Annotated in this window: 14 protein-coding genes; 6 read left to right on the top strand and 8 right to left on the bottom strand. The window is 25.5% G+C overall.

Translation table 11 applies throughout. The features are described from left to right. Nucleotides 1–15: 15 nt before the first annotated feature. The 5 genes from cas5b to HF520_RS05340 all read right to left on the bottom strand — a co-directional run bounded on the left by cas5b (nucleotide 16) and on the right by HF520_RS05340 (nucleotide 5181). Complete coding sequence (cas5b, locus tag HF520_RS05360; protein WP_168573043.1) at nucleotides 16–708, bottom strand: type I-B CRISPR-associated protein Cas5b; 693 nt, start codon at nucleotides 706–708, stop codon at nucleotides 16–18. 1 nt (nucleotide 709) lies between these two features. Continuing rightward, entirely contained in the window at nucleotides 710–1621 is a 912-nt protein-coding gene (gene cas7i / locus HF520_RS05355; RefSeq protein WP_168573042.1) for a type I-B CRISPR-associated protein Cas7/Cst2/DevR, read from the bottom strand. 1 nt (nucleotide 1622) lies between these two features. After that, nucleotides 1623–3446 (bottom strand): type I-B CRISPR-associated protein Cas8b1/Cst1, encoded by a 1824-nt coding sequence (gene cas8a1, locus HF520_RS05350; RefSeq protein WP_168573041.1) that lies wholly within the window; start codon nucleotides 3444–3446, stop codon nucleotides 1623–1625. A 10-nt stretch (nucleotides 3447–3456) separates the two neighbouring features. Then, nucleotides 3457–4188 carry a CRISPR-associated endoribonuclease Cas6 gene (cas6, locus tag HF520_RS05345; protein ID WP_168573040.1) on the bottom strand — a complete coding sequence of 244 codons (732 nt, stop codon included), beginning with the start codon at nucleotides 4186–4188 and terminating at the stop codon, nucleotides 3457–3459. 78 nt (nucleotides 4189–4266) lie between these two features. Next, the gene (locus HF520_RS05340) at nucleotides 4267–5181 is read right to left on the bottom strand and encodes a helix-turn-helix transcriptional regulator (protein WP_168573039.1); all 915 of its coding nucleotides are present in this window, start codon (nucleotides 5179–5181) and stop codon (nucleotides 4267–4269) included. A 417-nt stretch (nucleotides 5182–5598) separates the two neighbouring features. Between HF520_RS05340 and HF520_RS05335 the strand changes: the two genes are divergently transcribed. The 6 genes from HF520_RS05335 (at nucleotide 5599) to HF520_RS05310 (ending at nucleotide 9304) form a co-directional block, all read left to right on the top strand. Further along, on the top strand, nucleotides 5599–6492 hold the full coding sequence (locus HF520_RS05335) for a hypothetical protein (RefSeq protein ID WP_168573038.1): 894 nt from the start codon (nucleotides 5599–5601) through the stop codon (nucleotides 6490–6492). Nucleotides 6493–6600: 108 nt separating this feature from the next. Next, nucleotides 6601–7002, top strand: a complete 402-nt coding sequence (locus HF520_RS05330; protein ID WP_147617519.1) for a DUF3139 domain-containing protein — start codon at nucleotides 6601–6603, stop codon at nucleotides 7000–7002. Nucleotides 7003–7089: 87 nt separating this feature from the next. Next, entirely contained in the window at nucleotides 7090–7314 is a 225-nt protein-coding gene (locus HF520_RS05325) for a C-GCAxxG-C-C family (seleno)protein (RefSeq protein ID WP_330586311.1), read from the top strand. A 72-nt stretch (nucleotides 7315–7386) separates the two neighbouring features. Next, nucleotides 7387–7725 carry a rhodanese-like domain-containing protein gene (locus tag HF520_RS05320; RefSeq protein ID WP_168573037.1) on the top strand — a complete coding sequence of 113 codons (339 nt, stop codon included), beginning with the start codon at nucleotides 7387–7389 and terminating at the stop codon, nucleotides 7723–7725. A 164-nt stretch (nucleotides 7726–7889) separates the two neighbouring features. Further along, nucleotides 7890–8738 (top strand): sialate O-acetylesterase, encoded by an 849-nt coding sequence (locus HF520_RS05315; protein ID WP_168573036.1) that lies wholly within the window; start codon nucleotides 7890–7892, stop codon nucleotides 8736–8738. A gap of 50 nt (nucleotides 8739–8788) precedes the next feature. Further along, nucleotides 8789–9304, top strand: a complete 516-nt coding sequence (locus tag HF520_RS05310; RefSeq protein WP_334296643.1) for a PadR family transcriptional regulator — start codon at nucleotides 8789–8791, stop codon at nucleotides 9302–9304. Between the two features lie 255 nt (nucleotides 9305–9559). Here the strand turns inward: HF520_RS05310 and HF520_RS05305 are convergent, their stop codons facing one another. The 3 genes from HF520_RS05305 to HF520_RS05295 form a co-directional block, all read right to left on the bottom strand. Next, nucleotides 9560–10042 (bottom strand): GNAT family N-acetyltransferase, encoded by a 483-nt coding sequence (locus HF520_RS05305; protein WP_168573034.1) that lies wholly within the window; start codon nucleotides 10040–10042, stop codon nucleotides 9560–9562. A gap of 65 nt (nucleotides 10043–10107) precedes the next feature. Beyond that, entirely contained in the window at nucleotides 10108–11445 is a 1338-nt protein-coding gene (locus HF520_RS05300; protein WP_168573033.1) for an MATE family efflux transporter, read from the bottom strand. Next, on the bottom strand, nucleotides 11445–12041 hold the full coding sequence (locus tag HF520_RS05295) for a TetR/AcrR family transcriptional regulator (RefSeq protein WP_168573032.1): 597 nt from the start codon (nucleotides 12039–12041) through the stop codon (nucleotides 11445–11447). The genes HF520_RS05300 and HF520_RS05295 overlap by 1 nt, the downstream gene beginning before the upstream one ends. Nucleotides 12042–12330: the final 289 nt, after the last annotated feature.

Below are 12330 nucleotides of genomic sequence, written 5' to 3'. Positions count from 1 at the left end.
CCCCCTACTTTTGTTTTATATATTAAAATAAACTAAATCTCTTTCATTTTTATCTGTATCTAGTAATATGCTTCCACACTTTATATTTTTACCTGATTCTACATAGTAAGTGTCAACTTTATTCCATATTCTTTTTTTATCCTTAGTAGTATCATTAGTGTAGTAATTATTTAATCTATAACTAATTCCAGATACATATTTATCTTCTAACTTCTCTTTAGGTATATAAATTGGTCTTTTTATTTTAAACTCAGTTAATTCATATTCTTCTTCGTTATCTTCATCTATATCAAACTCTTCTACTTCTGTAAAATACATATCATCAATTCTAAGTAAATCTTCTTTTCTACCAAGAGATAGATATTCATCAAAATTAATTAATTTATCATATATTTCTTTTAAAACTTCTTCCTCTGCTCCTATATGAATTATTAGATTTACATTTAGTAGCATATGACTGTTCATAGGCATAGATGTTATAGTATCTTTTTTATAAAAATAAGTAGTTTGATAATTATTAAATATACTTTCATAACTACCCTGTATACTTATTTTAAGAGGTATATACTCTGTTGCTCCTAATACCTTATGTATTAACCCACTCACCGTTGAGTACGGTGGTAGTGGGTATGTTTCAGTTATCTTAATGGCAAAAGGCTTTTTATAACATACTGTTTCTTGAAATAGTTTTAATTTTAAAACTTTCATATTATTTCACCCCGTAGTATTCTTTTACTCCCCTAGTTAACTCACAAAAAAATTTATCTACTGTTAATAAGTTTTCTCCTAATATATCCTTAAACTCATCTTTATTAGTAAATGCTCCTTCTACCATACCTACATAAGTTGATTCTTTTAATTCTTTTCCTAAGAAAGTGCTATTTATTACTTCTTTTATAGTATTAGAACTTACCTTATATCCATTTTTATCTCCTTCAATTTTAACTCTACCTAAGAAGAATGGATTTGCTATATCATATATACCTCCTACAACAAATAGTGGTGATAGATTTTCTTGTCTTCCTCTTATATTTCTATTTAGTATTTTTATTATTTCTAATAGCTGAGTTACTCTGTTACATTTTTCTTCATTTGATAAATTTATCTCTCCATCTACTCCTATTTTCGATAAATCAATAGTTACTGTATATGTATAATAGCTTAAATGTTGTTCTACATTTGCAAGATTTGGATGTTCATTTATTCTATCTGCTAAGCCCTTATTATTTAAAAAGTCCATATCACTTCTATAAGCTTCTAATGATATTGCATTGCTTAATCTAACAACAGCTTCTCTAGTTGCAGATCCACCTTTATCCTTATCATCTTTTTTAGCAGTTTTCATATATCCAAATAAATCCATTTCTTGTGAATCTTCTATAGTCATATTATCTTTAAATTGTATAGTTCCTTTTGATTTATCTACAACTTGTAAATTCCAATTAAATAACTCTGCTGCTAATCTTACTATGTCATATCTTAAACATTGACGTGATGCAAAAGTATATACATTTCCATCTGCTCTAGTTAATTTTTTAAGTTCTGCAATGTTCCCTATTCCTTCTCCATAGTTTAAGCTTTGAGCTTGTGCTATTATAGTAAAAGTTAACCCCTTTTTCATATTATTTTACCTCCTGTTTATTATCATCATTTTTAGCTTCATATTTTTCAGATATTAGTCCTGTTATAAATGCATGTCCTATTGATTCAAAATCTAAATCTTTTTCTGCCATTACTTCTATAAATACTGATGGTACACTTTTTTCTGCTGACATAAATATTCTTAAAACTGTATCCATAAAATCTTTTTTATTCCCAACTTTTATAGCATTTAGTAGTTTGTATGCAACTCCATTTATTTTATTTTTAGAGTTAGTGCTTACATAATAATCATGTATTTCATGACCTGCATACTTTACTACTTGCAGTTTTTTATCATTCATTTCATATACCCCTTTCTTGTAACTATTTATTAATGCTCTAATTTTTATAGATCTAAAGCAATCATTTGATGATATATTTGATTTTTTATTATCATCTAGATTATCTTTGATTTTTTCTCTTAATGAACTATTTATCAAATGCTTTAAGTCTTTATTTTTTAGTAATATATCAACTACATTAGCTTTAAATTTTGAATTATATATACTTTGTATGTTTTTGCTCTCTTTAGTAAAAAATTTTGCTAAATATGTAGGCATATTGAAATAATTCATTTTACATTTTTTCGCTTCTATACTAGCTTTAAATTCTACAAATAATATATTTTGTAGTTGCCATTCACTTTTTTCTTTGTTTTCAGTTACTATGTCTATAACTAAATCATTAAATGGATTCTCTCTATCTTTTAAGTTTTTTAAATTTATATTAGTGTTGTATATCTCTTCTATAGATGTATCTATATTAACAAAAGAGTAAAATTCATTATCTTCATCAGTTATATAATTTTTCTTAATATAAGTTGATCCTGCTGGTGTGCAAAATAGTATTAATTTACATAAGTCACATATTGAATATGTTGAATCCTGATTCCAAAACATATTTTTGGCATTATCATTACTTACACCTAATGGTGCAAAGTTACTTTCTGAGTAATCATTTATTAAACCTTTATAAGTTCCACACATTTCACAGATTTCAAGACTATCTAAATATGACTTTATATCATCAATTGTTTTATTCTTTTTTATTAACTTACTGATTTCTTTAAATATTTTTTCTACACTTTTTACTGATTTTGTAAATGATTTATCAGTTAATCCTTTTGATATAAAATCTAATTTATCCAGAATATATTTATTTAAATTTTCAATTGTATCAGTAAATATAAGGTCATATAACTCGCCTAAATAAATCATATTTACTAGATAATCACTATACATAACATTTTTTAGTCCACTTAAATCTAGTTTTGATTTAGCTACATTAAAAAAACTTACTTGTCCAAAATAGTTATCACCTATAATAAACTTATATAAATTAGCTGTTAGCCTATCATTTATATGCTTTTTGCTAATTATATCTATACATTCTTTAGATAGAGTTTCTAGCTCTTCAATCTCATCTTCTTTTTTTAATTTACCTATTAAATCAAGTTTATCTTTTATTATGTTATAACTATCTTCGTCTATTTTTTTTACTTTATCATTCTGCTTTTTAAGAGTCTCTTTAATTTTTTTTGCACTATCCTTTATTTTATCAGGATGAGCTTTAATATACCTAAGGCTATAATCTATGCTATTTGTAATACGATTTGATATATCGTATTCATCCATAAAATAATAAAAATAGTAGTTGTTAAAGTTTTCAAGCAATGAACTATCAAACTCTATATAATCTTCATTAATAGAAACTTTATTTTTAACTTCAGCTTTATTTAATATATTGAGAAATCCCACTATTCCCATATTAAAAAACCAGTCACCCTTATAAACCTTTAACCTCACATTCTCACCTCTATTCCACTAAATCTACATACCCAAATCCTTGTGATCTTTTAAACCCCACGCCGAGTTTATATAAATCATTTAAATCTTCTACATTTCCAATTAATTTAAATCTACCCTTATATCCATTTACATATTGATATGATTTTCCTGTGACATTTTTAAATTCTCTAAGACTTTCTTTAACTACTACTTTATTAAGCCTTATATCTTCAAATCTTAATTCTCTATTTAACCCATATCCTCTATAATTTTTAAGCACTTCATTAGATATGTAATTAATCTCTTTTATGTACTCACTATCATCTATATTTAAGAATTTCCCATCCTTTGACTTTATACATATAGGTGATAAAGCATTAAGTATTACTTCCTCTTTATCTATAACTCTTTCCTTACCTAAATCAACTCTTATTCTTTTTAGTTCATATTCTTTATATATAAATTTAGGGTAATTGATAAGTCCATTGTATATATTTAAACCTAATTCTAAATCTGGAGTACTTATATTTAAGATAACCCTATCTTTTACTATAAAGTTTTCATTCTTAATATCGTATCCTTTTACATATACTGAAAAAGTAAAGTTTTTAGTTTTTTTATTATTTTTATCTTCATAATAATATAAGCTATTATAATATTCCTCACTAGATTTTCTTATTGCTTCTTTTATAACACTCATAAATAATGTGTTATATGATATTGGAAGTTTATCTGTTTTAAACTCTACTTTCATTCTCATATTTATCACCTCTCTTATTTATAATAATACAACTTAACCCCGAACTATAATTGGTACAACAGAAATTTTTCACAAAATTTAATAAAGTTTTTTTATTTTTTCTACTTCGAGTTTAATATCTTCCCTTAATTCTATAGGTTTAACTACTTCTACATTAGCTCCCATGCTTAAAATCCAACTTTTAATCTCGGTGTAACCCCTCATTGTTGCTATAAATGTTATTGAATTATCTTCATGTTCTAATATCTTTTGATTTGAAACCCATATTTTTTCTTTAATAATAACTGAAAATGGATGTTTTATTTTTAATACTAGATCTATATTTTTATCTTTATAAATTCCTATACTATCTTTACTATACTCTTTCCAATTAAAACTCTTGTCTAGTATATAATTTTCATCCAATACTGTGTATGACTTAATTCTACATACTTTAAAATCTATAAACTTATTTCTATTTTCACAAAATGCAACCATGTATTGATCTGATTTATAATTATATAGTCCATATGGATGAACTACTCTATCACTATACCCAGAGTTTATAGAATAGTATTTTATTTTAATCTTCTTTTTTGTTATATAAGCTATAGTTATATCATGACATTTTTCTTTTTCTTCATCATGATTGTAATTACATTGTGGCTGTATACTAAAATAGTCCATATGCGAATCATTATCATGACTATTAAAAAATGCTTTTATTTTTGTAAGAATATCTTCAAATTCATTTTTGTAAATATCATTGTTATACTTTAGTTGTTCATTTATATTTTCTAGTACTGGTATATCTCTTTTTGATAAGTTTATATTTGATATGCTATTACTTTTGTCTATTTCATAACCTCCATAAATACCTGGCTTTGAGGTTATAAATATTCCTGCTTGTTCTAAATCTTGCTTATATTTTTGAATTTGTCTTTCTGAAACTTCTAATATATCTGCTAGTTCGCTACATTTCATTCTGCCTTTACTTTGTATTAATAGCATCATTTTTATTGCGTTTCCTATTTTACTAATTTTCTTTCCCCCCTGTATATTATTTATCTATATAATATATTATATCAAAATATAATATATTATATAGAATTTTTGTATTTTTTTGTATATTTTAGATATAGTTTTATAATATTTTAATATATGTTAAAATATTCCTACTAGGAATTAATACTTTATATTATTTTATAGAATCAACTAAATTATTATCCTAATTATAAATACTATTCGAAATAGATATATTTAACATAAGTTCAATAAATGCTTAATAGAACTATTTTTAATTGGAAAATTTTTCAATAAAGTTTATAATATAAGAAAATTCGCAATTGTTATAAAGAAATTAATTTCATGTTTTTTATAACATAACTATCTAAATCAGTTCAAAGTATGACATATTAAGGGGGACTATATATGAAAGAGGAAAAATATATTAAATATGGATTATTCTCATCCATACTTGTAGCTTTAGGTCCAATACTGTGGCTATTCATTAACATATATGATAAAAATTATGAATCTATAGTATTGAACATAGTTTTTGTTATAGTTGGAGTTACTTTAGTATTATATAATCTTAGAAACTATTTAAAAGTATACAATAAAAAACATAATATTGCCTTAGACTTGTTAAGCCATATATTATCGTTTATATTTTACATTCTATTAATAATAGTAATGGTAATAGCTTTTTTAGGATTTAGTGTAGTAATTGCAATTATACAAGAAAAACTATTTATAAAGGGAGAATACATAACTTATCTTATAAAATCTCCATATTCATATTTATTATTTGTAATACCGATAATAGTTGCTAGTAGAATCGGAGTGCTATTTTCAAGAGAAGAAAAATTTTCTTCTACGAATAAAAACTTATCTCTATTGTCAAAGTTTGATAAATTTCTGATACTGACAATAATTCCACTTATATATATACTACTAACTAGTGTGGTGGTAGTTACAGAAGATGGTATTTATGATTATAGCTTTTACAACTTAAAAGGAGATAAATACAGCTTTAGTGATGTAAATTATGTAAATACTGGATTTGTTGATAGTGGAAGAAATAAGGGTGAATTTTTCTATAATATTGAGTTGAAAAATGGGAAAAAGTTAAAATTAGCTCACCCATCTCTGACTCAGCCTTCAGAGAAATATGATTATGATACATGGAAAGAGTATGTTGATATAGATAAATATATTATGGATAGTGGAGCCCAAAAAGATTCTAGTGAAAAAGGCTCAGAGTATGTACAAATGGATCAGATATATATAGATAAGTTATTACAAGTTGTAAGAAATAAGTAATTAAAGTATATAAAAATAGCTAGATATAATGATACAGTAAAGTTTTTTACACAATTGTTATATAATGCGAATTAAAATATATTAAGAAGATAAGATTGGGGGGGAAAAATGAAAAAGAAAACGGAAAATAAAATTTTGTATATATTGATATTATTTTTTGTCATAATTGGAGGAGGTCTTTATTATAAATATGAAGTATACCCTTATGATTGGGATGCGGCTGAAAAGAGTTTTGAATTATATACAAAAGCACAACACATAGATAAAGATGATATAGAAAGTATTGAAAAATCAAAGCAAAAAAAAATTGGGGGTATAATATATAGAGTTAAATATAAATCTGAATCTAATAAGAATGTAGTATATGAATATACTTGGTGTGGTGATTATACAGGTGAGAATTATTACCATAATATGTTTTTAATGCTAACTAACAAACATGGAGACGGACTTGACGAAAATAAAACTAAACATAAGTATCCTATCATACAAAAACGTATAGTTGATTAAAAAATAAAAAGGTAACACAAACAATATTAATATAATGTGAACAAAAAGAGGGTGCTTTATAGTTTTAAATAGAATAGTAGCTAATGTGTGACAAATATACCAATAGCACTTGGAAGTGGAATGGGTACTGAAATGACAGTAGGAAGTTTATGTGGTGCTGTAAATGCTGCAGCGATGATAGTGGGATATATAAAAGGAAGAGAAAGTAATGAAAATAAAAATGAGGCTAGAGGTTATGCTAGAGAATTAATGAGTAGAGTAAGAGAAAAATTTAATTCTGAAATTTGTGCAGATCTAAAAAAAATAAAATAAGTTGTGCAGAAATAATTGATTTTTCATATGACTCTTTAAATGAGATACTAGATAAATAGAGGAGGCATCAATATGGGATTTTTCTCAAATATGTTTGGAAGTAAAAACTATACTAATATCAATAATGAAGAGTTAAAAAATATAATTAAAAATAATAAAAATGCTTTAATATTAGATGTTAGAAGTATTGGAGAATTTAGGAGTGGTCATATTCCTAATGCAAAAAATATACCAGTTCAGGAATTAAGTTCACAGATAAATAATTTAGATGCTTATAAAAATGATGATATTATAGTATATTGTGCATCTGGAGGTAGAAGTTCTAGTGCTGCAAATATTTTAAATAAGAATGGATTTAGTAAAGTATATAACTTAGGTGGAATAGGAAACTATAAAGGTAAATTAATATAATTCAATGTAAAGGGATTCATAATTTTATCTATAATTTTTTAATAATTATAAGAGCATACTTGACAAGTGGTCTAATTAGACTATAATAATTAAGTATGAATAGTCTAATTAGACTATTAATAGATTATAATGCTTTACATTCAATAAAGGAAAGGATGAAAATGTTGATAAAATCATTTTTAATGTTAGGCCAGTCAAATATGGCAGGGAGAGGATTTATTAATGAAGTACCTCCTATTTATAATGAAAGAATACAGATGCTACGTAATGGAAGATGGCAAATGATGACTGAACCAATTAATTATGACAGGCCAGTTTCTGGAATAAGCCTAGCAGGTTCGTTTGCAGAGGCATGGTGTTTAAAGAATAAAGATGATATTATAGGTCTAATTCCTTGTGCAGAAGGTGGAAGTTCATTAGATGAGTGGGCTATAGATAAAGAACTTTTTAGACATGCAGTAAACGAAGCTAAATTCGCTATGGAAAATAGTGAATTAATTGGTATTTTATGGCATCAAGGAGAAAGTGATAGTCATAGTGGAAATTATAAAGTATATTATAAAAAATTACTTGTAATTATTGAAGCTCTTAGAAAAGAATTAAATGTTCCTGATATTCCACTTATTATTGGTGGATTAGGAGATTTTTTAGGCAAGGAAGGCTTTGGGAAAAGTTGTACAGAATATACTCTTATAAATAAAGAATTAGAAAAGTTTGCATTTAAAGAAGATAATTGTTATTTTGTTAGTGCAGAAGGTTTAACTTGTAACCCTGATGGAATTCATATCGATGCAATTTCTCAAAGAAAATTTGGGTTAAGATATTTTGAAGCTTTTTCTAATAAAGAGCATGTATTAAAACCATTAGCTAATGAGAATGAGTTAGTAGATTCAATTTGTTCAAGAGATTATACTAAATCAGAGAAAATATATTTACAAACTATGGATTTTGCATTAGGTAAAATATCATATGATGAATTTATATCTCAAGTTACAAAAATTAATAATGATTAAATAATGTAAGTATGAGATAATCATATTATAATTTTTTACATAAAGGAGATATGATTTTGATACCCTTATTAATTTTAGGCTTAATAAAACAAAATCCAGGTTCTTATGGATATGAGTTACTATCATTGATGGAAGAAAGACATTATAAGTATATAGTAAATTTTACAAAAGGATCATTTTATTATAATCTTCAAAAACTAGAAGAAAAAGAATATATTAAAAGAGTTGATAAGTTAGATAATGTTAGGGAAACTCAAAATTATGTAATAACAGAACTTGGTGATAAAGAATTTGAAAGATTGATGCAAAAATATGGATCTAAAACAGAGTATATAAATTTACCTTTTTATGGAGCAATGCTATTTGCTGATGAGTATAAAACAGATGAATTAAAAAAAATAATAGAAACACAAATAGAGCAAACTAAAGAAAGAATTTTTTTATTGGAAAAGTCTATTAAAGAGGATAATACTGTTTCTACTTATTTTAAAAAAATGATGGAAAACTCACTTTCACATCACTTAGTAAATGTTCAGTGGTTTGAAGATTTACTAAAAGACATATAGAAAATATTTAAAGAGGTATATTATTATACATATATTTTATTGTTAGGCTATGTTTTAAATTAATATTAATCTTATCAATTATTTTAATTATTAAAAAGTGGAGTGTAAACAACTAGTTTTTAGCTGGCAATATTAATATATTGAGAACAAAAGTAGGAGCAACCAATTTATCAACTCCTACTTTTTTATTATTGAAATAGTTTCTAAAATCAACATTATATTAAAACATAGCCTTATTTTAAAATTTTATCTGTATTAAAAGGTTAAGCGCATATTATACCAAACTACTCCTCCATGTGTTGATTCTGATACTCCTTCATTCTCAAATCCAAACTTTTCATAATATCGAATTAATTTTTCTTTGCATGTAAGCACTAATCCCTTACGCCCTTGCTCTTTAGCATCAGAAATAACTTTCTTAAGTATTCTTTCTGCACAACCTTGTCTGCGATATTCTGGTATAGTATTTACGCCAAAAATCATTTGCCACTGACCATTTTCATTATGTAAATTAGCATCTTCATACATCTCATCGCGTAGTATTGGTTCATTTGTAACCATGCCATTTACAAAACCAACAAGTTTTTTATCATCTTCTAAAAGCCAAAAATGATTAGGATATACACTTAATCTCTTTTTAAAATCATTTTCTGAAGCTGCTTCTGCTTTAGGAAAACATCTTGCTTCAACTTCAGTAATAGCTTGTAAATCTAAAATAGTTGCTGTTCTTATCTTCATAATTATTCCCCCTTTTATAATTCGGAAAATTTATTTAACATAATAAACTTAAAAACAATCTACTCTTAAGAAGGCTTTATTTCATTTTTAATACATTTTCTCAAAAGAATAAGTGCAATAACTGCGGAAATTGCTCCACTAATTGTTGGAGTGACAAATACTCCGTAAACATCAATAAATCGAGTTAAAATCAAAGTTATTAATAATGGTAATACTATTGATTCTGCTGACATAAGCACAATAGATGACGTTGCTTTTTCAAGTCCTGTCAAAAATCCACTTACAGTCATAATAAACCAAGTAAATAAGTATGACGGTGCATATAAAAGTAATGCAGTCTTAGCCATATTTATAACAGCTATATCTGACTTAGAAGAAAATAACCTCACTAAAAAATCAGGAAATACAAATATTATAACCATTGTTATAATAGAAATAGAAATCGCTACAGTACAAGTTATTTTGAAAAAAGTTATTATACGTTTATTATTTTTAGAACCATAGTTGTAACTAATAACAGGTTGTACTGAATCTATTACTCCAAAAAGCATCGGTATAATTAATGATTCTATATACATAACAATTGAATATGCAGCTACTCCTACTGCTCCACCTAAGTTGAGAAGAAAACTATTCATAATAACTGCCATAATAGAACCAGAAATATTACTAAAAAATTCTGAACTACCGTTATAAATAATTCCTAACATTTCTTTTATTTTTATTTTTGGTTTTGTAAATCTTAATACAACTTTTTTTGTAATAAAAGGATATATTAAAACTACTGTTCCAATAGACATACTAAGTGAACTAGCAAGAGCTGCATATTCTATTCCTAGCTTTAAATATCCTATAAAAATAGCATCTAAAATAATATTAAGTACTGATACACTTATATTTATCCACATACTCATTTTAGCCTTGCCACATATTCTTAAGTAGTTATCTATAGCAAAAAAAGGAGCTATAATTGGTAAAAAACAAATAAAGACATAAGCAAATTTATATGCTTGCTCTGCAAGTTGTGTATCTTTAATTAAAATAAAAATAATATCTTTTGCAAATATTAAACTTAATACTGCAAAAATAATATTTAAAATAAATATAAATAAAAGAGCTACCGAAAAAATCTCACTCGCTTCTTTTTCTTTCTTTTCGCCTAGTTTAATACCTATCTTTACAGATGCTCCTGATGCTATCATATCTCCAAATGCAAAGCTAATCATAATTATTGGAAATACAAGATTTATAGCTGCTAAAGCCTTACTTCCTATTATTTTCCCAACAAATATTCCATCTACCATCATATATAAAGATGAAAATAGCATACTAATTAAACTTGGCACTGCTAGTTTAACAAATAGCTTTTTAGGTTCCATTGTTCCAAAATGCTCTTGATTCATTATCTTATCTCCTTGGGAAGTGCAAACATAGCATCAATATTAAATCTCCAAATCTTTCTTGCATCCAGTTTAATATTACAAATACATGACTTATCTAGTCCTATAATCATATTATGTATGTTTTGAGAAAACATTTGAATATCTGCTTCTTTACTAAATGCACCGATTTCTCTACCATGTAAAGCAATTTGATATAAATTGCATGCTATAATTTCTTCACACTCATTAACTATTTTTTTTACTTCATCAATTCGAGTTGTTTGTAAATCAATTTCAGCACAAATTTTACGCATATCTATATCTTCTTCATATGATTCAATAAACTTATCACCATATTCATATAACGCTTTTTTGTAATCTTCAATTGATGTAATAGATTTTATTTCATTTAAAATATTACTAAAATCAGATGGATATGTTTCTTTAATTATTGTAATAAATATTTCTTCTTTAGAATTAAAGTAATGATAAAATGTTGGCTTTTTAACTCCAGCTAATGTACAAATTTTGTTTATAGATGCTTTTTCATAACCTTCTTTAGCAATTAATTTATACATAGCTTCAATCAGTTTTTTCTTTGTATTATTTTTAGTCATAAATCCTCCTTATATACCGACCGTTTGGTATATAATATCACCTTTATTTTATCACGTCAATTAATTGCATTATTTATATGCGAAGGATTTGAAGGGTTAATCCTTCCTATAAATCTTATCATAAATAAAAATTAGACTCTTCTAGCTGACTTTAAGATAAATAGTTGCATATAATAATATGTGCTTTTTAGGTACAATAAAAGCATCTCAACTAGAGATGCTTAGTTATTTTTAATATACTTTTTTATAAACTTTATAACTGTATAACAAATCGCAATTACAATTAAAA

Origin of the sequence: Romboutsia sp. CE17, from assembly GCF_012317385.1 — a bacterium.
Classification (GTDB): domain Bacteria; phylum Bacillota; class Clostridia; order Peptostreptococcales; family Peptostreptococcaceae; genus Romboutsia_E.
Note: the sequence above shows the minus strand (reverse complement) of the source record. Positions and strands in the feature narration are given on the sequence as shown.

Excerpts from the sequence above, each read along its gene's own strand:
- cas5b (WP_168573043.1), bottom strand. The coding sequence starts at position 708 with ATGAAAGTTTTAAAATTAAAACTATTTCAAGAAACAGTATGTTATAAA.
- cas7i (WP_168573042.1), bottom strand. The coding sequence starts at position 1,621 with ATGAAAAAGGGGTTAACTTTTACTATAATAGCACAAGCTCAAAGCTTA.
- cas6 (WP_168573040.1), bottom strand. The coding sequence starts at position 4,188 with ATGAGAATGAAAGTAGAGTTTAAAACAGATAAACTTCCAATATCATAT.
- HF520_RS05340 (WP_168573039.1), bottom strand. The coding sequence starts at position 5,181 with ATGATGCTATTAATACAAAGTAAAGGCAGAATGAAATGTAGCGAACTA.
- HF520_RS05335 (WP_168573038.1), top strand. The coding sequence starts at position 5,599 with ATGAAAGAGGAAAAATATATTAAATATGGATTATTCTCATCCATACTT.
- HF520_RS05330 (WP_147617519.1), top strand. The coding sequence starts at position 6,601 with ATGAAAAAGAAAACGGAAAATAAAATTTTGTATATATTGATATTATTT.
- HF520_RS05320 (WP_168573037.1), top strand. The coding sequence starts at position 7,387 with ATGGGATTTTTCTCAAATATGTTTGGAAGTAAAAACTATACTAATATC.
- HF520_RS05310 (WP_334296643.1), top strand. The coding sequence starts at position 8,789 with ATGATTTTGATACCCTTATTAATTTTAGGCTTAATAAAACAAAATCCA.
- HF520_RS05305 (WP_168573034.1), bottom strand. The coding sequence starts at position 10,042 with ATGAAGATAAGAACAGCAACTATTTTAGATTTACAAGCTATTACTGAA.
- HF520_RS05300 (WP_168573033.1), bottom strand. The coding sequence starts at position 11,445 with ATGAATCAAGAGCATTTTGGAACAATGGAACCTAAAAAGCTATTTGTT.
- HF520_RS05295 (WP_168573032.1), bottom strand. The coding sequence starts at position 12,041 with ATGACTAAAAATAATACAAAGAAAAAACTGATTGAAGCTATGTATAAA.